Genomic DNA, 21,853 nt, shown 5'->3' on the forward strand with positions numbered 1-21,853 from the left:
CGCACACAACACGTGCTGGAGCATCAACCCCGCTGACGCTTCGTTTGCCAGACGAGCAGGCCCAGTGCCAGCACAAGCAGGGCGCTGGTGGCCGGTTCGGGCACATCGTTTGCGGGGACCGCCGCCACGTTGAATCGGATTGCCGACATCAACGGATTGCCCGGAGAAGCGCCAAACGCCGCTGGATCGCCGTAGTTTGCGATCGCCGCGCCTTCGACACAGTCCGGCGTGTCGACGATCACACAGGCGCCCTTCACGAGATCGGCATAGAAATCGTCCGAGTAGTACATGCCCGTGTCGGCATGCACCCAAGTCTTGACCGCCGCCAGCACCTGCAGAGACTGTCCGACCCCCAGCGTGCCCAGCGACAGAGAATAGTGGCCATCGGCCCAGCCATAGTGGGCATCGGAGCCATCGTCGCCGCCGTCGTTCAGGCGTGTGCCGGAAAGTGCGAGCGTGCTGCCCGACGAGTTGGTCGTGAGCACGGCGCCCGAACTGAACAGTGTGCTGGCCCCCATCGAGATGCTGGCCAGGTATTCCGACCGCAGATACTCCCCTGCGCTCCAGGAACCGCCATAAGTCGTGTTCAGCAGGCTACCTGCGAACACATCAAAACCCATGGAAATCGCCTGCACCGTGTCCGATGTGTTGGTCAAGGTGTACAGCAGCGAAGCCCCAGAACGGCCGTGAGCCTTGCCTCCCGCAACGACGTTGACCCCATAGGCGCCCAGTTCATCTGCATAGGCCATGGAAGACGCAAAACCGGTCATGCCATAAGAGGACTGGAACGCCCTCTTTCCGGTCGACGACACTTCCGTTTGCGAATACTCACTGGTCCCATTGAAGTCACTGGAGCCAGCCGCGGCGGTGTCGAGGGCAATGACCGGTGCGGCCCAAACCCCTGCACTGCCGCAGACAGCCGACACCAAGACGCTGGCTGCCCAGCGGTTGATCGCGAAATGTCTCATCAGAAAGCACTCCCTTGAATCAAACACGCTTGTAACTATGAATCCTTGGGTTGTAACATTTTTGGTAGTGCCATTTGGCGGCCGGCGCAGCAAAAAATCACTGTCTTCGAAATACTTTTCGCGCAGCGTCCACCTGAAACCACACGATGAAGCTGCACAGCACCTGCTTCGGCTCAAGTGATGTGGCATGCGCACATCAAAGGCTGGCCACAGCGTGAAAAAGTTGCCAGAGCATTCCCGTCCGGCTTGACTTGGCTCAAACGGGACCTCCTGTTACAAACCTACAGTCACCCGCCTGCGCCCCGCTTGCCGGCGGGTCTGTCGCACACAAGCGACCCTGCATGCCAACGGAGAAATAGGCCATGGCCATCGAACTGTTCAACAAAGACGGCCATGTGTGCCTCATGTTTGCCCACCTCAGCGACGAGGGCGGCGAGGCCGTGCAGGCCAACCAGTTCCTGGTCATCGACGGCCAGCAGGGCGCCATCATCGACCCCGGCGGCAACATGGCCTACAACGAGCTGCTGCTGACCATCGGCCGCTACTTCCCGGCCAACAAGCTCACCGAGATCCTGGCCTCGCACGCGGACCCGGACATCATCGCCTCGCTGGACCGCTGGATGACCAGCACCCAGGCCACGCTCTACATCTCGCGCCTGTGGGAGCGTTTTGCACCGCACTTCTGCAAACCGGGCAAGACGGTGGGGCGCATCGTCGGCATCCCGGACCCGGGCATGCGCATCCCGCTGGGGCGCAGCGAGATCGTGGCGCTGCCCGCGCACTTCATGCACGCCGAAGGCAACTTCCAGTTCTGGGACCCGGTCAGCCGCATCCTGTTTTCGGGCGATCTGGGCGTGTCGCTGGGCACCTCGGCCGACGCGGCCAAGCCCGCCACCTCGCTGGCCCCGCTGCTGCCCCGCATGGAAGGTTTCCATCGCCGCTACATGGTCTCGGGCAAGGTGCTCAGGCTGTGGGCCCACATGGCGCGGCAGTTGCCGATCCAGATGATCGTGCCGCAGCACGGCGCGCCGCTGGCGGGCCCGGCGGTGAAGGAGTTCATCGACTGGATCGAGAACCTGAGCTGCGGCGTGGACCACCTGACGCAGGCGAACTACTGCATCCCCAACTGAGGACGGCCATTCAGGTCCCGGCCGCCCCGGCGGTCATTCGATCGCGCGTTCGGCGTAGCGGTTGAAGCGCCAGGAGCGGCCGTCGATCGTGATGCGGCGCCAGACCGCGCGCTTTTCCACCGGGCTCATCGCGGTCCAGTGCTGCACCTCGTCGAAGCTGCGGCCGCAGCCTTTGCACACGTCATCACCCTGGCTGGTGGAACAGATGGCGATGCAGGGCGTGTCGGGGGTGGTCTCGAACCACGCCAGCCACGCCGCGCGGGCCTGCTCGCTCAGCGCCGATTCGTCCACCTCGGTCTGCCGCGCGTAGGCCATGCGGCCGTACAGCTCGGCCAGCGCGTTCAAGTCCGGCCCGAGCGCGAGCGAGCCGGCACCGGCCGGTGAGCGTTTGCGCCAGTGGTTGATGGCGGCTTCAATGTCGCTGATGTGGAGGGCTGCCATGGGGACGGGATCATAGCCAGCGCCCAGCCGATCGTCTGTGGAAAGTCCGTATGCCCATGACGATCGCGCCCGGAACCCGGCCGATACAATCGCGGCACTCGAAGGGGAGTAGCCCTGCGTTTCCATGGTGTGTGCCACACCGCCATGGGCAGGCGTTCGGACCGTCGTCAACACGGAGCCTCTGGCTCCCGGCGGTCCGAGCCCGGTGATGCACCGCAGCACCGGGTCGGGCAAGACCTTTGATGGGCCCGTCCGGGCCCTTCAAGCCAGTGTCCTCCCATGGCGCGCCGCCCCGCGGCGCCCGGCAGACGCCCTTGATGCGCCCGGCCAGCCCTCACAACGAACCGGCACGGGCATGCACAGGCGGCACCCAGTGCCGGACCATTGACACATCGAGGCACTCATGGAATTTCTCACTTCACCCGCGTTCTGGGTCGCGCTGGGCCAGATCATCATCATCGACATCCTGCTCGGCGGCGACAACGCGGTGGTCATCGCGCTGGCCTGCCGCAAGCTGCCGCCCGCACAGCGGACCAAGGGCATCATCTGGGGCACCGCTGGCGCCATCATCCTGCGCGTGGTCCTGATCCTGTTCGCCATGACGCTGCTGAACGTGCCCTTCCTCAAGTTCGTGGGCGCGCTGCTGCTGGTGTGGATCGGCGTCAAGCTGATCGCGCCGGACGAAGACGGCCACGGCGACATCCAGGGCAGCGACAAGCTGTTCGCCGCCATCAAGACCATCATCGTGGCCGACCTGGTGATGAGCGTGGACAACGTGATCGCCATCGCTGGCGCGGCCCAGCACGCGGGTGAACACTCGACGCTGCTGGTGGTCCTGGGCCTGCTGATCTCCATCCCCATCATCGTGGGGGGCAGCCAGCTCGTCATCAAACTGATGGCGCGCTTCCCCATCATCATCGTGGCCGGCGGCATGCTGCTGGGCTGGATCGCCGGTGGCATGCTGGTGACCGATCCGGCTTTCGCCGACCCGGCCCAGTGGACCTGGATGCCCAAGCTGGAGCAGTCCTCGGCCATCAAATATGGCGCTGCCGTGATCGGTGCGCTGCTGGTGCTGGCCATCGGCAAGTACATGGCGGCCAAGAACCCGCCGCCGGCCGAAGCGGCCTGAGCCCCGGCAACGCGCCCATGAAGGCGGCGCCCGCAAGGGGCCGCCTTTTTTGTGGCCGCTGCGCTATGCTGGCCACATGAAATTCGTCCTCAAATGGCTGCTCGCCGCCTGCGCCTTGCTGCTGGTGGCCTACCTCTACCCCGGTGTGCAGGTGCAAAGCTTCGGCTCGGCACTGATCGCCGCCGCCGTGGTCGGCATCTTCTACACGCTGCTGCGCCCATTGATGATCGTGCTGACCTTACCGGTCACGGTGGTCACGCTGGGGCTGTTCCTGTTCGTCATCAACGCCTTGCTGTTCTGGGCCGCGGCGGGTGTGCTCGATGGCTTCCACGTCAACGGCTTCCTGGCCGCGCTGCTGGGCTCGCTGATCTATTCGGCGCTGATGCTGGTGGTGGACGCGGCGCTCAAAGGCTGAGCCGTCGGCGTCAATCCTCGCGCAAGGCGTCGCGCGCCTGCGCTTCCACTTCGCGGCGGCGCGCGTCCACGATGGCCAGCTCCATCGGATCGGCGGCGCGGTCGGCGGCGGGCAGGGCCTGAGCGGCCTTGAAATGCTCCGCCGCGCTGCCGAAATCGAGCTGCGCGGCGCGCGCCTCCCCCTCGGCACGCAAAGCCCGCAAACGCTGCCCCTGCGCCTGGTGCAACTGGGCCAGCACCTGCCAGGCCTGTGCATCGCGCGGGTGGGTCAGCACCCAGTCGTTCAGGCGCTGCGTGGCCGGCGCCAGCGCGCCGGTGGCCTGCGCCACCTGGGCCCCCAGCAGCAGGCCCGAGCGTTGCCCGCTGGCCAGCGCCGCGTCGCGCAACGCCACCGCACGGTCCGCCAGCGGCGGCTGCGACGCGCCGGGCGCCAGCCACAGCTCCATCCACAACGCGTCGGCGGCCCAGCGGGTGTCGGCACCCGCCTGGCTGGCCAGGCGCTGCGCCAGGGCCAGGCCCTGGTCGTGCTGGCGCAGGCGGTGGGCCGAGAGGGCGGCGGCGTACAGATCGGCCGGCGTCGCACCGGCCCGCAGGCCGTGCTGCAGCCAGGCGCGCCAGCGGTCGGGGCTGTTCTCGGCCAGCACCCGGGCCCGCGCGGACATGAGGACGTGCCAGGCGGTGGTGACCGGCGGCGCCACCGCCTCCGGCCGCAAGGCCAGGCCGCCCAGGGTTGGCAACGCACTCCCCGCTGTCGCCACGGGCGAGCCCGCCAAGGGCCCGACACGCGGTCCGCTGGATACCAGGGGCAGGCGCGCCTGCATGTCGGCGATGCGTTCGCTGGTCAGCGGGTGGCTGCGCAGATACGGAAAAGCGCCGTCGTCGTTGTGGCGGGCGGCCTGCTGCAGCTTGTCGAACATGGTGACGAAGCCGGTCGGATCGAACCCCGCACCGCTGAGCACGCCGAAACCCACGCGGTCGGCTTCGCGCTCCATGTCGCGCGAAAATTTCAGTTGCGTCTGCGCCGCCACCGCCTGACCACCCACCATGGCGGCGCTGGCCACCTCGGTGTTGGCGCGGGCCGCCAGCAGGGCCAGGATCATCGCGCCCATGAGCCAGGGGGCGCCCCGGTCCTGGCGGGCGATCATGCGCGCGATGTGCCGCTGCGACACGTGGCTGAGCTCGTGCGCCAGCACGCTGGCCAGCTCCTGCGGCGTGTCGGTCACGGCCAGCAGGCCCAGGTTCACCCCCAAGTAGCCGCCCGGCAAGGCAAACGCGTTCACCCGCTTGTCGCGCGAGATCATCAGCTCCCAGGCCAGGCGCTCGGCCAGCTCGGGCGGCACGTCGCCACGCGTGCGCGCCGCACCCAGCAGCGGCTGCCAGACCGCCATCAGGTAGTCGCCCAGCACCGGGTCGTCCAGGTAATCGGGGTCGCGGTAAATGTCGCGCGCGAAGCTGTCACCCAGGCGCCGCTCGGCCGCCACCGACAGCTCGGCCCCATCGCCCAGGCTGGGCAGAACCGACGCAGGCGGAGCCGACTGCGCCCGTGCAACCCCCGGCCCCGTGTTCGACAGCAGCAAGGGTGAGAGGGCCAGCGCAGACATCAAAGCCAGGCGGGCCAGCGGGCCAGCGGGTCGGGCACAACGGGTCATGACCGTATGATGCCGCGTCCCTCCGATGGTTTCTGTAAAGCTCCAGCAAAGCCCGCCATGAACGACACCCCCCACAGCCCACTGACCCACTTCGACGCCCAGGGCCAGGCCCACATGGTGGACGTCGCGGCCAAGGCCCACACGCACCGCGTGGCGGTGGCCGAAGGCCGTATCGGGATGGAGCCCGCCACCCTGGCGCTGGTGCAGAGCGGCACCGCCAAGAAAGGCGACGTGCTGGGCATCGCACGCATCGCCGGCATCCAGGGCGCCAAGAAGACCAGCGACCTGATCCCGCTGTGCCACCCCATCGCACTCACCCGCGTGGCGGTGGAATTTGAAGTCGACCCCACCACCAACAGCGTGCTGTGCCGCACGACGGCCGAATGCACCGGCCAGACCGGTGTGGAGATGGAAGCCCTGACCGCCTGCAGCGTGGCCCTGCTGACCATCTACGACATGTGCAAGGCGGTCGACCGGGGCATGACGATCAGCGGTGTGCGGCTGATGGAAAAGTCGGGAGGGAAGAGCGGGCGGTACGAGCGCGCCGACTGAGCGCCTGCCTACGGATCAGAACCCGTCCACCTGCACGAAGCCCTCAATTTTCTGAGTTTTGCGGTTGACCAGAACCGACCAGCCCGAGCTGCGAGCGACCACGGGAAAGGCCCACAAATCTTCTTCGGGCACACCGATACCTTGCAGAACGGAGCGCAGCTTTTGATCAGCCTCGGGGCCCTTTGCACGCAAAAATGAAACTGGCTTACCGCGTTCCGCCAGGATAGACAGCTGGCTGGGGCCCAAGGGAGCCCACCATCCGGGTCGCATCGACACATCCTTGCCAGCCATGGCCTGGTCAATGGACTTGAGCATTTCCTCGCTGTCTTTGGCCTTGCGCACGCCAATGGTCTTGATTCCCCAGGTCGGTAAACGGCGCAGTTCAGGCAACGCCTGCTGAAGCTCCACGGGATCAATGTCGGCTGCGATCACCACCTGGAAACGGTCTACCTCGTGCACCAGGTACACCGGTCGCGCAATGAACACCGTCCACAGCCCGTAGGTCAGGGCCGCGGCCTGCAACACAGCAATGATCGACACGTCCAACACCAGTTCGCGGCGGCGCTTGGAGATATCGAACACCGCCAGTGTCAACAGGGGCCCCAACACCACGTCCACCGCGACGATCAGCAGAAACAGCTCGCGCCCGCCCGCGATTTCGTTGTAAGGGTAGGGATACCAGACCTTGAACACCAGCAGCGCAGCCAATGCCGCCACTCCCAGACTCACGCCCAAATGCAACGCTGCGGCAACAAAACGGCTTTTCAAATGTTTGCTCATGGCCAGAGAACAGGGAAATCCACCCAGGGACTTTGGGACTGCTCCGACGCCACGCGGGCCCTGAATGCCGCATAAGCCTCGGGATACATCTGCGCAAACCGCTGCGCATAGTGGCTGAATTCGTCAGCATTTTTTGTCCATGCCGAGGTGCGCAGCTGCCACTCGAACATGCGCGGATCGGTCACGTAGCGCCACAAGACCGGTAGGGTTTTCGCATAGGCTCCGGCCGTCTGGGCGTTCACCTGTGCCGAGTTGGCCGCAGCGAATTCGGCGGCTGGACGAAAAAAGACACTGGTGTTGGCCCTTTCTGGTGCCCCCTCCGGGGCAGGCGTTGCCCAGCGAGCTCCGTCGTACAGCGCGCTCACCTTGAGGTAGTCCCGGTAAACCCAGACACACAAGGCGACACCGATCAACGCGCTGACCGTACCGTACTTGACAACGCCCCCCCAGGGAAGCGTCGGGCTGCGGGGTGTTGCCGCCGAAGGTGCCAGCCAGAGACCCGTTGCAAAACCAAACAAGAGCAGAAAGGGCGCGCTCCACAACGGCATCTCCGTCAAGGAATGCAGCAGCAACAGCGCCAGCACCGCCAAGGCCCACTGCTGCCGCTGTGCGAGAACAACCCGTTGCCCGCGCAACCAAGGCCACAAGGGCTGGGACAACACCGTCAGGGCGACGGTCAGCCAAACCAGACCTACGCCCCCCAGTTCGGCCCAGAACTGCAGCACCAGGTTGTGCGCATGGGTCAGATAACCGGGCATCTTGGGTTGATAGGGCAGTTCCACATGCCAGTACGACAGCTGCCCAAAACCCGCCCCAAAGAACGGAAAGGCGCTGCCCACATCCAGCGCGTTGGAAAAAATCAGCACCCGTCCGTTTGACAGGGCGCTGCTGCGCGCCAGCGGCGTGGCGAAATCAACCCCGAGGCCAACGGCCACCAAGGCCATGCCAAAGCCCGCAAGAGGAATCAAGACAAATCCACTGGCTGAACGGCGTGCCTTCTGCTCTCCACGCCGCAGCCACTCTGCGGCTCCCAGCCCCGCGCACAACACCAGCAAAAGAACCATGCCGACACGGGAACCGGTCACGGCGACGCCCGAGCCCAGCAGCAACGCCATCACCCAAAGTGTCGGGGTTCTCCACCCGGAAACACGCCCCGCGCGCAACAGGCTGGCCAAGCTGGCCAGGCCCAGCACCAACAAAGTGGCGGTCAGGTTGGGCTGCAACAGAGCTCCGTAGCCGCGCCCCGGCTCCGCTGGCGCGGGCACCCAAGCCTGCAACGCGGGCCAGGGCAGCACCTGGATCCAGGCCACCAATGCATTGAACACCCCTGCCCACACGAGGCCCCAGGCCACTGCCTGCCCGGCGGGCAACGGCTCCTTGCAGCTGTCCACTGCGACCCTGGCCGCAGGACCAGAGGCCGCGCAAGCGCCCAGCACCATGGCGCCCCCCGCCCCCAGTAGCCATAGCAAGGTCAACACATGACGACCGCCCCACGCCAAAGGCGACATGCCCGCAAACTGGATGGCCAGAGCGACCACCAGCACGCACCACAAGACCAGAAAGGTGGCCAGTGGGCGCCCGAGATGCAGGTACCGGGTGGATACCGATGTCGCCGGATTTTGCGAAGCGCGCAGGCCCAGGACCAGCCCCACCACAGACACCAACAGAAAAGCCAGAACGTCCCGTTCGAACTCACCGTGGGGCGGAAGCTGGCCAAACCAGCTGAAGGCCAGCGCCGTCGAGAGTGTGAGAAGGGTGTTCATGGGTCAAAAGCAGTTGAACGGCCATCCACCGTCCGCACACAAAAAAGCCCTGGACACCGCCGCGCCCAGGGCTCATGTGGTTCGGTGGCTCAGCGGCACTCGGCAGGAGTGTATTTGACCGGCAACGTGGGGGGCGTGGTGGGCAGCACAATCGTTCCCGGCCGAGGCACCAGCGAACCCGCCGCCCAACAGTCCCAGCGGATGTTGCTGCTGGGAACGACAGCGTTACCCGCGGCAGCAGCCAAGTTGGCTTGCACACCGCCACCCGCCGGGATGGCCGAAGGCGTGAGAGTCAACACATTTTGCCCCGCCGGGGCAACGGCCGTGGTGTAGGCAATCGTCACCTCGCCATTCGCCGGATTGATGTGAATACCCGTTTGCGCAGCGCCTGGCGTGGTGTAGCTGCCGACAGCATTGGCTGTCACGGCTTTCGTCGCCAGCCCGACACCGCTGAAACCAGCCGCAAATGGCTTGGAATTGGACGAGTTGTCGCCGACAGCCATCTTGGCCGTGGCGGCGAGCTGCAGGCCTTCCGATACCCGCGCCCGGACGGTGTAGTCCTGGTACGCCGGCAAGGCCACAGCGGCCAGGATCCCGATGATGGCCACCACGATCATCAGTTCGATCAGGGTGAAACCGCGATTCAATCGTCTGTTGTACATATCGTTTCCCCAATGAGAAGAGGGCGCCACGCGCCCTCTTCTGCCAACTACTGCGCCATCAGAAAACAGCGCTACGCAACATCAACGGCACTCGGAGGGAGCGTACTTCTGCTGCAACGTGGGAAGGGGAGCCGGAGCGGGCAAGTTTGCAACATCGGTACGGACAGCAACGCCTGCAGCGTAGCAGTCCCAGCGAATGTTGCTGGTGGGCGGCAGTGCATTGCCAGTCGCCGCATCAACAGCCAGAGGGGCGGCACCAGCACCGCCAGCAGCCTGCTGAGAGGGCACAAGCGTCAGCACGTTAGCACCAGCCGGAGCCACTGCAGTGGTGTAGTTGATGGTCACTTGCCCAGTCGCCGGATCGATGTTGATACCTGCGCCGCCGGGGACGTTGAACACACCAACGGGGTTGGCCGTCACGGCCTTGGTCGCCAGACCCACGCCGCTGAAACCAGCGATGAAGGGCTTGTTGTTCGCGGCGTTGTCGCCAACAGCGGCCTTGGCGGTGGATGCCAGGGTCATGCCTTCGGAAACACGGGCACGCACGGTGTAGTCCTGGTAAGCCGGCAGCGCCACAGCAGCCAGGATACCGATGATGGCCACCACGATCATCAGTTCGATGAGGGTGAAACCTTGTTGCATACGCTTCATGTGAAAACTCCTTGAGGGGATGAGTGGGTTGACGGACCCTTTCCCTTCAGCAGTTCGCGTGCCAGCTTGAAAAGCACGGTTTTTTGCGGTCTTTTTCACACATCAAGCCGCAGGGTGACGATTTGTGTCTGCCGCCACCCACCGGGTGCTGACAATTTTTGTCAGTCGACCCGATACCCACCGTTTTTTGTCACAGCTCGAAGCACATGCCGGCGCTGAGCCAGCGGATATCGTGCTTCACGTCGTCTGCGCGGTTGGGCGTCTGGTCGAAGCGTTGGATCTCTTCCATGATCAGCCCCGTCTCGGCCGGCTTGGTGTGGGTGATGTAGATCGGGTAGCGCTGGTCAGCAGCGATCTGGTCGAGCTCGGTGGCCAGGCTGCTGGGGGCCAGGTGACAGCTGCGCTGGGCCAGTTCTTTTTCGCGGTCGCTGAAGGCGGTTTCAATGACCAGCAGGGCCACAGGCAGCTGGTTGACGCGTTGCCAGAAGGCCGGATTGCGGCTGGTGTCGCCGCTGAAGACCCAGTGCCCCGACGGCGTGGCCGCCGCGTAGCCCACGGCTGGCACGGTGTGCACGGCTGGCAGCACCTCCACCGCCTTGCCGCCCACCTGCAGCACCTGGCCCACCTCGATGGGCACAAAGCGCATGAGCGGCTGATCGGCGCTGGGGATGGCCGAGAAGTCGGGCCAGATGAGGTTGTTGAAGATGTGTGCCTTCAACGCCGCGATGGTGCCGGGCAGGGCGTGCACCTGCAGTGGGCCGGCGCCGCTGGCCAGCCGCAGCGAGGCCACGGCGTCCAGCATCAGGGGCAGGCTGGCCACGTGGTCCAGGTGCGAATGGGTGAGCAGCACGTGGTGCACGCGCGCCATGTCGTCCAGCGTGAGGTCGCCCACGCCGGTGCCGGCGTCGATGAGCACATCGTCGTCGAGCAAAAAGGAGGTGGTGCGGCAGCCGTTGGCGATGGCGCCGGAGCAGCCCAGTACGCGAACCCTCATCGGTGTTGTGGTGTCAGCAGTTGGAGGCGGGCAAGCGGGCGGTGGGGCCGGCTCATTTGGTGTCGAAAGCGGTGGTGCCGTCCCAGGCGGGATCGGGGGGAGCACTTCGCATGGAGGCTACCCGGTCGGCGTACAGCCGGTAAAGGACTTTTTTGGCGTTCTGGCGCTGCAGGTTGAGCAGTTGCACGTCGCAGGCATCCCAGTCTCGCGTGCGCCAGCCGTGCAGGCATTGTTTCCACTGTGCCAGTTCGGCGGTCTGCTCCGGCGAGAGGGTGCCAGCACGGCCCAGCGGGGTGAAGATGGTCACGGCGCTGGCCTTGCCTTTGACGCGCACGCGGTCCAGCTCTTGCCAGACGTGCTGGGGCGAGGCGCTGCGGGTGGTCTCGCTGGCCACGACCTCCACCCCGTACAGGCGCGACAGGCCCTCCAGCCGCGCACCGAGGTTGACCGCATCGCCCACCACGGTGTAACTGCGGCGCATGTCCGAGCCCATGTCGCCCACGCACATGGGGCCGGTGCTCAGTCCGATGCCCACGCCAATGGCGGGCAGACCTTGTGCGGCATGCTCGCGGTTGATGCGCTCGACCTCGCGCACCATCTCCAGGGCCGCGTTCACCGCCAGGCTGGCGTGGTCGGGCGCGTCCAGCGGCGCGCCCCAGAAGGCCATGACGCAGTCGCCCATGTATTTGTCGATGGTGCCGCGGTGGCGACGGATGACCTGGGTGAGCCGGCTGAACACGGTGTTGAGCAAGGCCTGCACCTGGGTCGGTTCCATGTGCTCGGACAGCTGGGTGAAACCCCGCATGTCGCAGAACATCACCGTCAGCTCGCGCGTGGCCGCGGTCATGCTGTAGCTGTCCGGGTCCTTGACCATCTCGTCCACCAGCTCCGGCGGCACGTAGGTGCCAAAGAGCTGGGCCAACTCGCGTTTGGCGCGGCTTTCCACCAGGTAGCCGTAGCTCATGTTCAGGGCAAAGGCCAGGCCCGCGGTCACCAGGCTGCTGGCCAGCGGCAGCACCAGCCCGTGCCCGAGGTAGAGCCAGAAGTTGAACCCCACCAGCATCAACAACACGCCCAGGCTCAGCAACACGGCGCGCCCCGCGCTGAGCAGGGGCAGGCCCAGGGCCAGCACCAGGCCCGAGACCAGCAGCATGACCAGTTCATAGCCCAGCGCGTAGTCGGGGCGGACCAGCGCCTGGCCGTCCAGCAGGCTGCTGATGACATTGGCGTGCGTCTCCACGCCCGGGTAGGTCTCTCCCACCGGTGTCGATCGCAGGTCCATCAGGCCAGGGGCGGTGGTGCCCACGAGCACGATCTTGCCCTTGAGCTGGCCCGGTGCCAGGCGACCGGCCAGCACATCGGCGGCCGAGACGTAGGTGAAAGAACCGCCGTCCGGCCCGCCCGCGCCGCGGTACGGCACCAGCACCGCCAACCGTTCGTCCACGGCAACGGAGAGGGTGCTGGTCCCCTGGACCAGGCGAAGGCTCTCCAGCGCCTGGCCATCGGGGGAGCGCCAGCGCTCGTTCGCAAACCCGGGCTCCACGCTCGGCGAACCCGCCAGCAGGCGGAACATGGCCAGGGCGAGCGACTCGTAGTAGCGGCCGTCGTGCTGGGCCAGCAGCGGCAGCGAGCGCACCTCGCCGTCGCCATCGGCCAGCGCATTGAAAAAGCCCGCGCGGGGCGCCGCGGCGGCCAGCGGCTCGATGTTGGCGCCGAAACCGTTCCACTGCGTGGCGCGCAGGGTGCGGTTCTGCAACGCGCCCGCCTCCAGCACCGGCGCCGGCAGCACGCCGCTGGTGTGGCCCCCACGGTCACTGGTGAAGTAGTAGCCCAGCACCACCGGGCGGCCCTGCAGCGCGAGCGCGAACTGCGCGTCGTGGTCGAGCTGCGGGCGCAAGGCCTCCACCCGCTGGGCAAAGCCGGGCTGGTCGGCCAGCTCGGCCAGCGCCAGCCGCTGCAACTGGCGCAGCCCGGCGCTGTCATCGGGTTCGGCGAACACGGTGTCAAAGCCCAGCAAGGCAATGCCCTGCTGGTCGAACAGCGTGTCCACCAGCCGCGCCAGGTGGTCGCGCGACCACGGCCAGCGCCCCACTTCGGCCAGGCTCTTTTCATCGATGTCGACGATCACCACCCGCTCATCGCGCGTGGCGGGCAGGGTGGCGCTCAGGCGCGCGTCGTAAATGATCTCGTCCAGCCGCTGCAACACGCCCAGCTGCAGGACGCCCACCGCATGCAGCACGGCGAATATCAGGGGCAGCAGGGTGACGGCGATGCGCGGGCCGTGGCGGCCGACGCCCTGGAGGAAGGCCTGCATGGGCGGCGCGGCTGGAGAACGTGAAGGACTGTCGGGTCAGGCGAGGGCGGCGGCAAGGCCGCACCACGCGGGCCGGGCGGTCACTGCTGGATGAACTGCATCTGCGTACCGGCCAGTTCCAGCAGGTCGCCGTGACGCAGGTTGATGGCTTCGGTGCCGATGGGGCTGCCGTTGATGGTGGGCTTGGTGGCGCCTTCGACCAGCGCCACCACGTAGCCGTGCGGGCGGCGCGTGATGGCGGCCACCGCCACGCCGGGTTTGCCAATGGTGGTCACCACCTTGACCAGGGGCACTTCGCGGCCGGCGGCGGCACCCGACATGACCTTGATGGCCGCGTTGGCCACCGCGTGTGCGGGTTCGGGCGCGGCGGCCGGCGGGACCACGGCACCCGAGTTGATCACCATGGTCTTTTCGTAGTTGTCCGACGCGCCGTCGTGCACAAACTTGATCTTGTACTTGCCGATCTCGACCGTGTCACCGTTCTGCAGCTGCTGCTTCTTGATGGCCTTGCCGTTGACGTAGGTGCCGTTGGTGCTGTTGAGGTCTTCGAGGAACACGTCGGTACCCGACATCTGCATGACCGCGTGCTCGCCGCTGACGGCAAGGTTGTCGATCACGATGTCGTTGTAGGGGCGGCGGCCCAGCGTGGTGCGGTCTTTCGTCAGTTGCACTTCCTTGATGACGACACCATCGATGGAAACGATCATTTTCGGCATGGCCGACTCCTGTGGAACCTGATAACTAATTCTAAAGACTTACTACTGCCCCAGCATGCGCGACAGCAACCCCCTGCGCAAAGGCTTGGCGCGAGCTTGCGCGAGTATCACCGATATATTGTCTCGCCCGCCGCTGCTGTTGGCACCGTCGACCAGGGCGTTGGCCTTCTCCTGCAGCGTGCCCGCCCCCACCAGTATGGCGGCGATGCGGTTGTCGGGCAGCATGTCGCTCAGCCCGTCCGAGCAAAACAGGTACAGGTCGCCGTCCTCGACGCGGAATTCGTTGACTTCCAGCAACACCGTGTCTTCCACGCCCAGCGCGCGGGTCACGAGGTTCTTGTGGGTCGCGTACTGCGCCTGCTCGGGCGAGATCAGACCGGCGTCGATCTGCTCCTGCAGCAGCGAATGGTCGCGCGTGATCTGCTGGAAGCTGTCGCCGCGCAGGCGGTAGCAGCGCGAATCGCCCACATGGCCGATGAGGCAGCGCACGCCCTGGAACACACCCATGACCAGCGTGGTGCCCATGCCGGCGTACTGCGCGTTGGAGTTGGCGGCGTTGAAAATCGAGCGGTTGGCGTTGTCGATGCAGATTTCCATCGCCCGCTTGAGCTCGCGCCCGCTGGCCTCGTGGCCGCCCTCGGCCAGCCAGCGGCCCAGTTCGGCCTTGATGAAGGTGGTGGCCATGGCGCTGGCCACTTCGCCCGCGTTGTAACCGCCCATGCCATCGGCGAGCACGAGCACCTGGTTCTCGGGGTCGAGCGCGACCGAGTCCTCGTTGTTCTCGCGGATGAGGCCCGGGTCGGTCTGGGCGAAATACTCAAAGATCATGACGCGCGTTGGGTTGTCGTTGTCGGCGATCCGTCATCGTGGTCCTCGCGCACCAGAACCACGGTCGGGGCATGGGCGTCGGACGCTGGCGGGGGCTCGCGGGTCCAGGTCTGGGTCGCCTCAAATGCGTCGCCAGCCTCGGACCGATTGTCCTCCACCACCGCGGGCGCCGACAGGTCCGTTGACAGCCCTGACAGCACCGCCTGCACATCGTCGGCCCATGCGGCCCCGCTCGGGTACCGCAGCTGCGGTGCCTTGGCCAGGGTTCTGGCCAGTATATCGGCCAGCTCCGCGGGCAATTCCGGGCGCAGGGTGCGCACGTCGGGCGCGGCCTGGTTGGCGATCTGGTACATCAGCGAGGCCATGGAATCGCCGCGCAACGGCAGCTGACCGGTCAGCAGCTGGAAAACGGTGACGCCCAGCGAATACAGGTCGGACCGGCCGTCGATGTGCTGCCCCGCCAGCTGTTCGGGCGACATGAAGCTGGGCGTGCCCAGCACCATGCCGGTCTTGGTGCGGCTGGCATCGGTGATGCGGGCGATGCCGAAGTCGGTCACCTTGACCGTGTCGGCCACCGGGTCGTACATGATGTTGGCGGGCTTGATGTCGCGGTGCACCACGTTCTGGCGGTGCGCGTAGTCCAGCGCACGCGCCACGCGCACGGCAATGGACAGCACGGTCGCCACCGGTAACAGCTGGCCCGCCCGGGTGTGTTCCAGCAGGTCGCGGCCCTGCAGGAATTCCATGGCGATGAAGGCCAGGTCGTGTTCTTCGCCAGCGTCAAAAATCGTGACGATGTGCGGGTGCTGCAGGCGGCCGGCGGTTTCGGCCTCGCGGAAGAAACGCTCGCGCGCGTCCTGCAGCTCGTGACCCTCGAACTCAGCACTCAGGGCCAGGGTCTTGATCGCCACCACGCGGCCGATCTTCGGGTCGCGCCCCTGGTAGACCACCCCCATCGCGCCCTTGCCCAGCTCTTTTTCCACTTGGTAGCGGCCCAGCATGGGCTTTTCGACGCCGGCACCGTCGAGCACCAGCGTGCCGCCCGGGTGCCCGCCGCTGCCACCGAGCACCACTGTTTCCGAGAGTTGCTTGGCCCGCTGCAGGCGCTGCCGCACGTCGGGGTGCGCGGCGTCCAGCCGGGCCATGTGCTCGTAGACCGACTGCGCCTTGTTGAACTGGCGCTTGCGCTCGAAGTCCAGGGCCAGTTGCTGCAGGTTGTCCATCAGCGCCGCGCTGTGCGGCACGCGGCGCAGGCGGTCGAAGGCCAGGTCCAGCTGGCCTTGCCCCAGCAAGGCCAGCCCCATCTGGCGATTGGTCTCGGCCGACTCGGCGTCGCTGTGGCGTTTGCGTGCCTCGGTCACGCCAAAGCGGCGCGTGACCAAGGCCAGATGCCCCACCAGCAGCAGCGCAGCGGGCAGCACCAGCGGCAACCACAGCGCCGAGGTGGCCAGCAAAGCGTAGTCGGCCCCCAGCAGCAGCAGGAACAGACCGCCCGAGGCCCAGGCGCCGTGGCTGGCCGACAGGCGCGGCAACCACCACAGCAGGTGCGCCATCACCCCGACCAGCAGCACCACGACGGCCAGACCGCTCCACACCGGCTGCGCGATGAAGTGGTTCTGCAGGATGCTGGAGGCGGTGTGCGCCACGATCTGTGCCGGCGCCAGTGGCTGCGCCAGCGGTGTGGTGAACGCGGTGCCCACACCGGCGGCGGTGGCCCCGATGACCACGATTTTCCCGGCGTATTTGCTGGCCGGGATCTGGCCCGAGAGCACGTCGTAGAACGCATCTTCGGTGAACGCGGGGCGGTCGCCGTGGGCCGCGTAAAACTGCGGCCGCACACGGGCCTGGGCATCGGTGGCGATGCGCAGCCGCCCCAGCTCGATGCCCTCGCCTGGCCGCAATCGCAGGTCGGCCGGGCTCAGGTTCAGGCTGTGTGCCGCGATGGCCAGCGCCATCGACGGCACCGCGTGACCGTCGAAGTTCACCAGCAGCGCCTCCTGCCGCACAGCCCCGTCCGGGTCCTGCAGCTGGTTGAGGTGGGCCACCGCGGCCGCGGCCTCGCCGATGGGGGCAATCGGTTGCAACGACCGCTGCGCCGGCTCACCAAAACCGCTGTCGTCGGCCGGCGCGTTTTTCTGCGCAAAGGCCGGCAGCGGCTGGTCCGGGCGGCCCAGGGGCGTACCGAGTTCAAACACGGATGGAACGAGCACGTTGCCCGCCGCTGCCATGCTCTGCACCAGGCGCCCGTCCGAGTCCAGGCGCTGTTCGGCCTGGTCGATGCTGCGCACCAGCGTTTCGCGCGCCTGCGGCCCCAGGTCGGCGAGCGTGCCCCCCTCGATCTGTTCGCGCAGCGCCCGCAAGCTGTCCAGGCCGCGCGCGGTCTGGGGTTCAAAGAACAGCGCGGTGTGGGCCACGGTTTTGGCACCGGCGGCCTTGAGCTTGTCGATCAGCTCGGCGTGCACCTCGCGCGGCCAGGGCCAACGCCCGATGTTGGCAATGCTGCGGTCGTCGATGGCGATCACCGCGATGCGCTCGCTGGGCGCCCGCTCGCTGTGGCGCATCGCCGCGTCGTACAGGCGGCGTTCGAGCCCGTCGAGCAGATCGGTCGTGGCGTGCAGCACCAGCACCACCGCGGCGACCGCCAGCACCAGCCAGGCATCGGCGCGGCTGCGCCGCCGGCGCGCCTTGGGCGCCGGCATGGGCTGGGGTTCAGAGGAAGACGGGGTCGGTTTCCGGGTGGACATGGTGGCGGGTGGGCGTCGTGCGGCAGGGCTGTTGCCGCGCGACCGGTGTTGTGTCAGGGTATCGGCAAAGCCGAAGACCACTGGAGCGTTGCATTTTGTTGCATTTGCCGCGCCGCAGCAATCACCCAACGCTGATGAGCAGCCCACTTCCGCTGCGCCCATGAAAAAAGGCAACGCAAGCGTTGCCTTTTGCACATCCGCGAACGGTGCGATCAGAGCTGGGCTTTGAGCAGCTTGCCCAGTTCGGACGGGTTGCGCGTGATGACGAAACCGCACTCTTCCATGATGGCGAGCTTGGCATCGGCCGTGTCGGCACCGCCGGAGATCAGCGCACCGGCGTGGCCCATGCGCTTGCCGGGAGGAGCGGTCACGCCAGCGATGAAGCCGACGATGGGCTTCTTCATGTTCGCCTTGCACCACATGGCGGCTTCGGCCTCGTCCGGACCGCCGATCTCGCCGATCATGATGACGGCGTCGGTGTCGGGATCGTCGTTGAAGGCTTTCATCACGTCGATGTGCTTCAGACCGTTGATCGGGTCGCCACCGATGCCGACGGCGCTGGACTGGCCCAGGCCGACTTCGGTCAGCATGGCCACGGCTTCATAGGTCAGCGTGCCCGAACGGGACACGACGCCGATGCGGCCCTTGCGGTGGATGTGGCCGGGCATGATGCCGATCTTGATCTCGTCGGGCGTGATCAGGCCGGGGCAGTTGGGGCCCAGCAGCAAGGTCTTCTTGCCACCGGCGGCTTCCTTGGCCTTCATGCGGTTGCGCACTTCCAGCATGTCCTTGACCGGAATGCCTTCGGTGATGCAGACGGCCAGGTCCAGATCGGCCTCGACGGCTTCCCAGATGGCGGCTGCAGCCCCGGCGGGCGGCACGTAGATCACCGACACGGTGGCGCCGGTCTGCTGGGCGGCTTCCTTGACGGTCGAGTAGATCGGAATGTTGAAGATCGACTCGCCGGCCTTCTTCGGGTTCACGCCGGCCACGAAGCAGTTCTTGCCGTTCGCGTATTCCTGGCACTTCTCGGTGTGGAACTGACCGGTCTTGCCCGTGATGCCCTGGGTGATGACCTTGGTGTCTTTGTTGATGTAGATCGACATGGTGTTTCTTCTCCGGGCTTGGCTTATTTGACGGCGGCGACGATCTTGGTCGCGGCTTCGGCCATGGTGTCGGCGGCGATGATGGGCAGGCCGGATTCGGCCAGCATCTTCTTGCCCAGTTCTTCGTTGGTGCCCTTCATGCGCACGACCAGCGGCACGTTCAGGTTCACGGCCTTGCAGGCGGTGATCACGCCGGTGGCGATGGTGTCGCACTTCATGATGCCGCCGAAGATGTTGACCAGGATGCCCTCGACCTTGGGGTTCTTGAGCATGATCTTGAAGGCTTCGGTGACCTTCTCGGGGGTGGCACCGCCGCCCACGTCCAGGAAGTTGGCCGGCTCGCCGCCGAACAGCTTGATGGTGTCCATGGTGGCCATGGCCAGACCGGCGCCGTTGACCAGGCAGCCGATGTTGCCGTCCAGGGAGATGTAGGCCAGGTCGAACTTGGAGGCTTCGATTTCAGCGGGATCTTCTTCGTCCAGATCGCGGTAGGCCACGATTTCGGGGTGCCGGAACAGCGCGTTGGCGTCGAAGTTGAACTTCGCGTCCAGGGCCATCAGGTTGCCCTTGGAGTCGCAGTTCAGCGGGTTGATTTCCACCAGGGACGCGTCGGTGTCCATGTAGCACTTGTAGATCTTGGCGAAGATGTCGACCGCCTGGTCCACGGAAGCGCCGGTCAGGCCGATGGCGGCCGCCACCTTGCGGGACTGCGCTTCGGTGATGCCGGTCAGCGGGTCGATCATCTCGGTGACGATCTTCTCGGGCGTGGAATGGGCCACTTCCTCGATGTCCATGCCGCCTTCGCTGGAAGCGATCAGGGCCACCTTCTGGGTCGCGCGGTCGGTCACCAGCGACACATACAGTTCGTTCTTGATGTCGGCGCCGTCTTCGATGTACAGGCGGCGGACCTTCTGGCCTTCGGGGCCGGTCTGGTGCGTGACCAGCTGCATGCCCAGGATGTCGGTGGCGCGGGCCTTGACATCGTCGATGCTCTTGGCGACCTTCACGCCGCCACCCTTGCCACGGCCACCGGCGTGGATCTGGGCCTTGACCACCCAGACCGGGCCGCCGAGTTTCTGTGCGGCTTCCACCGCTTCTTGCACCGTGAACGCGGCGATGCCACGGGGCACCGGCACACCAAACTGACGCAAGATTTCCTTGCCTTGGTACTCGTGAATTTTCATGAGGTCTCTCTCGGACTGGGGGTTGTTTGATCCGGCCGGAAGGCACGGCCGGCCCACGAGGGGGGTTCGCGCGGCGCCGGCGACTGTATCATGGTGCAGCGCACCACACTATATAAGCAGCGGCTTACATAATGCATAATTATAGGAGCCGTTCGCTGAACCCTGACTGACACGAACAGGACCCCGCCATGGCCAAGATCTTCATCGACGGCGAAGCCGGCACCACCGGGCTGCAGATCCGTGAACGGCTGCAAAAAATGCCCGCCGTCCAGCTGCTGAGCATCGCACCCGAGCGCCGCAAAGACCCCGACGCCAAGCGCGAACTGATGGCCCAGGCCGACCTGGTCATCCTGTGCCTGCACGACGACGCGGCCATCGGGTCGGTCGCCATGATCGACAGCCTGCTCGGCCGCAAGCCGCGCATCATCGACGCCTCCACCGCCCACCGCTGCCACGACGGCTGGGTGTATGGCTTCCCCGAACTGAGCGCCGGACAGCGTGACGCGGTGCGCCAGGCCGACCGCGTGGCCAACCCCGGCTGTTACGCCACCGGCGCCATCGCGATCCTGCGCCCGCTGGTGGACGCCGGCCTGCTGCCCCAGGACTTCCCGGTGTCGCTGCCCTCGGTCAGCGGTTATTCCGGCGGCGGCCGCTCCATGATCGAAGCCTACGAAGCCGGCACCGCGCCGCTGCACGAGGCCTACGCCCTGGGTCTGGCGCACAAGCACATCCCCGAAATCCAGCGCTACACCGGCCTGAGCCGCCGTCCGATCTTCATCCCGGCCGTGGGCAATTTCCGCCAGGGCATGCTGGTGCAACTGCCCCTGCACCTGGACGAGCTGCCTGGCCAGCCCAAGGCCAGCGACCTGCACGACGCGCTGGTGGCGCACTACGCGGCCAGCGCCGCCAACGGCGGCTGGGTCAGCGTGCTGCCGGCCACGGCCGACGGCAAGCTGGATGCCACAGCCCTGAACGACACGAACCAGCTCGAACTGCGCGTGTTCGCCAATGAGGCACACCGCCATGCGGTGGTGATCGCCCGTCTGGACAACCTGGGCAAGGGCGCCAGTGGCGCTGCCGTGCAGAACCTGCAGCTGATGCTGGGGGAGTAGGTCCCCCCCCGCGCCGCCTGCGGCGTCACCCCCCAGGGGGCAACGCGAGTGGCCGGGCGAAGCCCGTTCCACCGCGTTTGCTGGATGGGGACACGCGCTCCGACCATCTCCAAAGCCCACGACGGTCCGTGGGTTCAGTCGTCTTCGCTGCCTCGAACGACGCGTCGAATCGCTTCGGCGCCAAAGCCGCGTGACGCCAGGAAGCGCATCTGCTTCGCCCGGCCGGCCGGGTCGGTCGTCGGTTCGCCGAATTTCTTGCGCCAGACTTCGCGCGCCCGTTCGAGTTCGGTGCCGCGAAGGCTATCCACCGCTTCGGCCACCGCTTCCGCGCTGATGCCCTTGGCCTGCAGCTCCTGCTTCACGCGCCCGGTGCCCAGGCGGGCGGCGCGGCGGTGCAGCACCGAATCGACCACGCGCTGTTCGTCGATGAAGCCCTTGGCCTGCAGCTCGTCCAGGGCACGCTGCAGTTCGCCGGGTTCGGCCTCGTGGGCCCGGAGCTTCTGTTCCAGCTCGGCACGCGAATGCTCGCGGCCGGCCAGCAGCCGCAGCGCGCGGCCCTTGAGCGAAATCTGCTCGAAACCCACCGCGCTTTATTCGGCAGCGGCGTCGGCCTCGGCGGCCTTGGCCTTTTTGCCCTTGGCCGGGGCGGCCGCTTCCGGCGCGCTGTCCACCGGCAGCAGCGGCACGCCCAGCTCGGTGCGCACCTTGTTCTCGAT

The 21,853-nt window shown here is 66.5% G+C and carries 20 protein-coding genes; 5 read left to right on the plus strand and 15 right to left on the minus strand.

What is annotated here, in order from left to right:
- Nucleotides 1–23: 23 nt before the first annotated feature.
- Nucleotides 24–968 (minus strand): PEP-CTERM sorting domain-containing protein, encoded by a 945-nt coding sequence (locus ACR2JA_RS17525; RefSeq protein WP_434010351.1) that lies wholly within the window; start codon nucleotides 966–968, stop codon nucleotides 24–26.
- A 362-nt stretch (nucleotides 969–1,330) separates the two neighbouring features.
- Between ACR2JA_RS17525 and ACR2JA_RS17530 the strand changes: the two genes are divergently transcribed.
- Nucleotides 1,331–2,098: an MBL fold metallo-hydrolase gene (locus tag ACR2JA_RS17530; RefSeq protein ID WP_434010352.1), complete on the plus strand. Its 768-nt coding sequence runs from the start codon at nucleotides 1,331–1,333 to the stop codon at nucleotides 2,096–2,098.
- 33 nt (nucleotides 2,099–2,131) lie between these two features.
- Here ACR2JA_RS17530 and ACR2JA_RS17535 read toward each other — a convergent pair whose 3' ends face one another.
- Nucleotides 2,132–2,539 (minus strand): DUF3717 domain-containing protein, encoded by a 408-nt coding sequence (locus ACR2JA_RS17535; RefSeq protein WP_434010353.1) that lies wholly within the window; start codon nucleotides 2,537–2,539, stop codon nucleotides 2,132–2,134.
- 403 nt (nucleotides 2,540–2,942) lie between these two features.
- On the opposite strand from ACR2JA_RS17535, the gene ACR2JA_RS17540 reads away from it, so the two are divergent.
- Nucleotides 2,943–3,668 carry a TerC family protein gene (locus ACR2JA_RS17540; protein ID WP_434010354.1) on the plus strand — a complete coding sequence of 242 codons (726 nt, stop codon included), beginning with the start codon at nucleotides 2,943–2,945 and terminating at the stop codon, nucleotides 3,666–3,668.
- Between the two features lie 76 nt (nucleotides 3,669–3,744).
- Nucleotides 3,745–4,083, plus strand: a complete 339-nt coding sequence (locus tag ACR2JA_RS17545) for a phage holin family protein (RefSeq protein WP_434010355.1) — start codon at nucleotides 3,745–3,747, stop codon at nucleotides 4,081–4,083.
- 10 nt (nucleotides 4,084–4,093) lie between these two features.
- Here ACR2JA_RS17545 and ACR2JA_RS17550 read toward each other — a convergent pair whose 3' ends face one another.
- A complete protein-coding gene (locus ACR2JA_RS17550; RefSeq protein WP_434010356.1) occupies nucleotides 4,094–5,731 on the minus strand; it encodes a M48 family metalloprotease in 1,638 nt (545 codons plus the stop codon).
- Between the two features lie 57 nt (nucleotides 5,732–5,788).
- Here ACR2JA_RS17550 and moaC point away from each other — a divergent pair, with 57 nt between their 5' ends.
- Complete coding sequence (gene moaC, locus ACR2JA_RS17555; RefSeq protein ID WP_434010357.1) at nucleotides 5,789–6,283, plus strand: cyclic pyranopterin monophosphate synthase MoaC; 495 nt, start codon at nucleotides 5,789–5,791, stop codon at nucleotides 6,281–6,283.
- Between the two features lie 15 nt (nucleotides 6,284–6,298).
- Here moaC and tfpZ read toward each other — a convergent pair whose 3' ends face one another.
- From tfpZ to sucC, 11 genes are all read right to left on the minus strand, one after another.
- Nucleotides 6,299–7,063, minus strand: coding sequence for a TfpX/TfpZ family type IV pilin accessory protein (tfpZ, locus tag ACR2JA_RS17560; RefSeq protein ID WP_434010358.1), 765 nt, complete (start codon nucleotides 7,061–7,063; stop codon nucleotides 6,299–6,301).
- Entirely contained in the window at nucleotides 7,060–8,826 is a 1,767-nt protein-coding gene (locus tag ACR2JA_RS17565) for a Wzy polymerase domain-containing protein (RefSeq protein ID WP_434010359.1), read from the minus strand. The genes tfpZ and ACR2JA_RS17565 overlap by 4 nt, the downstream gene beginning before the upstream one ends.
- Nucleotides 8,827–8,915: 89 nt before the next feature.
- Entirely contained in the window at nucleotides 8,916–9,518 is a 603-nt protein-coding gene (locus tag ACR2JA_RS17570; protein WP_434010360.1) for a pilin, read from the minus strand.
- A gap of 51 nt (nucleotides 9,519–9,569) precedes the next feature.
- Nucleotides 9,570–10,139, minus strand: a complete 570-nt coding sequence (locus ACR2JA_RS17575) for a pilin (RefSeq protein ID WP_434010361.1) — start codon at nucleotides 10,137–10,139, stop codon at nucleotides 9,570–9,572.
- A gap of 190 nt (nucleotides 10,140–10,329) precedes the next feature.
- Nucleotides 10,330–11,133, minus strand: coding sequence for a 3',5'-cyclic-nucleotide phosphodiesterase (locus tag ACR2JA_RS17580; protein ID WP_434010362.1), 804 nt, complete (start codon nucleotides 11,131–11,133; stop codon nucleotides 10,330–10,332).
- A gap of 52 nt (nucleotides 11,134–11,185) precedes the next feature.
- Nucleotides 11,186–13,447 carry a CHASE2 domain-containing protein gene (locus ACR2JA_RS17585; protein WP_434010363.1) on the minus strand — a complete coding sequence of 754 codons (2,262 nt, stop codon included), beginning with the start codon at nucleotides 13,445–13,447 and terminating at the stop codon, nucleotides 11,186–11,188.
- A gap of 80 nt (nucleotides 13,448–13,527) precedes the next feature.
- On the minus strand, nucleotides 13,528–14,163 hold the full coding sequence (locus tag ACR2JA_RS17590; RefSeq protein ID WP_434010364.1) for an FHA domain-containing protein: 636 nt from the start codon (nucleotides 14,161–14,163) through the stop codon (nucleotides 13,528–13,530).
- A gap of 42 nt (nucleotides 14,164–14,205) precedes the next feature.
- Nucleotides 14,206–14,991: a Stp1/IreP family PP2C-type Ser/Thr phosphatase gene (locus ACR2JA_RS17595; RefSeq protein ID WP_434010365.1), complete on the minus strand. Its 786-nt coding sequence runs from the start codon at nucleotides 14,989–14,991 to the stop codon at nucleotides 14,206–14,208.
- Nucleotides 14,988–17,735 (minus strand): CHASE2 domain-containing serine/threonine-protein kinase, encoded by a 2,748-nt coding sequence (locus tag ACR2JA_RS17600; RefSeq protein WP_434010366.1) that lies wholly within the window; start codon nucleotides 17,733–17,735, stop codon nucleotides 14,988–14,990. Before ACR2JA_RS17600 ends, ACR2JA_RS17595 begins: the two co-directional genes overlap by 4 nt.
- Before the next feature lie 212 nt (nucleotides 17,736–17,947).
- Nucleotides 17,948–18,841 carry a succinate--CoA ligase subunit alpha gene (sucD, locus tag ACR2JA_RS17605; RefSeq protein WP_434010367.1) on the minus strand — a complete coding sequence of 298 codons (894 nt, stop codon included), beginning with the start codon at nucleotides 18,839–18,841 and terminating at the stop codon, nucleotides 17,948–17,950.
- A 23-nt stretch (nucleotides 18,842–18,864) separates the two neighbouring features.
- A complete protein-coding gene (sucC, locus tag ACR2JA_RS17610; RefSeq protein WP_434010368.1) occupies nucleotides 18,865–20,025 on the minus strand; it encodes an ADP-forming succinate--CoA ligase subunit beta in 1,161 nt (386 codons plus the stop codon).
- A gap of 188 nt (nucleotides 20,026–20,213) precedes the next feature.
- Here sucC and argC point away from each other — a divergent pair, with 188 nt between their 5' ends.
- Entirely contained in the window at nucleotides 20,214–21,137 is a 924-nt protein-coding gene (argC, locus tag ACR2JA_RS17615) for an N-acetyl-gamma-glutamyl-phosphate reductase (protein WP_434010369.1), read from the plus strand.
- 134 nt (nucleotides 21,138–21,271) lie between these two features.
- Here the strand turns inward: argC and recX are convergent, their stop codons facing one another.
- Entirely contained in the window at nucleotides 21,272–21,721 is a 450-nt protein-coding gene (recX, locus tag ACR2JA_RS17620) for a recombination regulator RecX (RefSeq protein WP_434010370.1), read from the minus strand.
- Nucleotides 21,722–21,853: the final 132 nt, after the last annotated feature.

Origin of the sequence: Hydrogenophaga sp., from assembly GCF_051007235.1 — a bacterium.
Classification (GTDB): domain Bacteria; phylum Pseudomonadota; class Gammaproteobacteria; order Burkholderiales; family Burkholderiaceae_C; genus Hydrogenophaga.

What these genes read in the sequence shown, in the direction of transcription:
- ACR2JA_RS17525 (WP_434010351.1), bottom strand. Translation starts at nt 968, where the DNA reads ATGAGACATTTCGCGATCAACCGCTGGGCAGCCAGCGTCTTGGTGTCG.
- ACR2JA_RS17530 (WP_434010352.1), top strand. Translation starts at nt 1,331, where the DNA reads ATGGCCATCGAACTGTTCAACAAAGACGGCCATGTGTGCCTCATGTTT.
- ACR2JA_RS17535 (WP_434010353.1), bottom strand. Translation starts at nt 2,539, where the DNA reads ATGGCAGCCCTCCACATCAGCGACATTGAAGCCGCCATCAACCACTGG.
- ACR2JA_RS17540 (WP_434010354.1), top strand. Translation starts at nt 2,943, where the DNA reads ATGGAATTTCTCACTTCACCCGCGTTCTGGGTCGCGCTGGGCCAGATC.
- ACR2JA_RS17545 (WP_434010355.1), top strand. Translation starts at nt 3,745, where the DNA reads ATGAAATTCGTCCTCAAATGGCTGCTCGCCGCCTGCGCCTTGCTGCTG.
- ACR2JA_RS17550 (WP_434010356.1), bottom strand. Translation starts at nt 5,731, where the DNA reads ATGACCCGTTGTGCCCGACCCGCTGGCCCGCTGGCCCGCCTGGCTTTG.
- moaC (WP_434010357.1), top strand. Translation starts at nt 5,789, where the DNA reads ATGAACGACACCCCCCACAGCCCACTGACCCACTTCGACGCCCAGGGC.
- tfpZ (WP_434010358.1), bottom strand. Translation starts at nt 7,063, where the DNA reads ATGAGCAAACATTTGAAAAGCCGTTTTGTTGCCGCAGCGTTGCATTTG.
- ACR2JA_RS17565 (WP_434010359.1), bottom strand. Translation starts at nt 8,826, where the DNA reads ATGAACACCCTTCTCACACTCTCGACGGCGCTGGCCTTCAGCTGGTTT.
- ACR2JA_RS17575 (WP_434010361.1), bottom strand. Translation starts at nt 10,139, where the DNA reads ATGAAGCGTATGCAACAAGGTTTCACCCTCATCGAACTGATGATCGTG.
- ACR2JA_RS17580 (WP_434010362.1), bottom strand. Translation starts at nt 11,133, where the DNA reads ATGAGGGTTCGCGTACTGGGCTGCTCCGGCGCCATCGCCAACGGCTGC.
- ACR2JA_RS17585 (WP_434010363.1), bottom strand. Translation starts at nt 13,447, where the DNA reads ATGCAGGCCTTCCTCCAGGGCGTCGGCCGCCACGGCCCGCGCATCGCC.
- ACR2JA_RS17590 (WP_434010364.1), bottom strand. Translation starts at nt 14,163, where the DNA reads ATGCCGAAAATGATCGTTTCCATCGATGGTGTCGTCATCAAGGAAGTG.
- ACR2JA_RS17595 (WP_434010365.1), bottom strand. Translation starts at nt 14,991, where the DNA reads ATGATCTTTGAGTATTTCGCCCAGACCGACCCGGGCCTCATCCGCGAG.
- ACR2JA_RS17600 (WP_434010366.1), bottom strand. Translation starts at nt 17,735, where the DNA reads ATGTCCACCCGGAAACCGACCCCGTCTTCCTCTGAACCCCAGCCCATG.
- sucD (WP_434010367.1), bottom strand. Translation starts at nt 18,841, where the DNA reads ATGTCGATCTACATCAACAAAGACACCAAGGTCATCACCCAGGGCATC.
- sucC (WP_434010368.1), bottom strand. Translation starts at nt 20,025, where the DNA reads ATGAAAATTCACGAGTACCAAGGCAAGGAAATCTTGCGTCAGTTTGGT.
- argC (WP_434010369.1), top strand. Translation starts at nt 20,214, where the DNA reads ATGGCCAAGATCTTCATCGACGGCGAAGCCGGCACCACCGGGCTGCAG.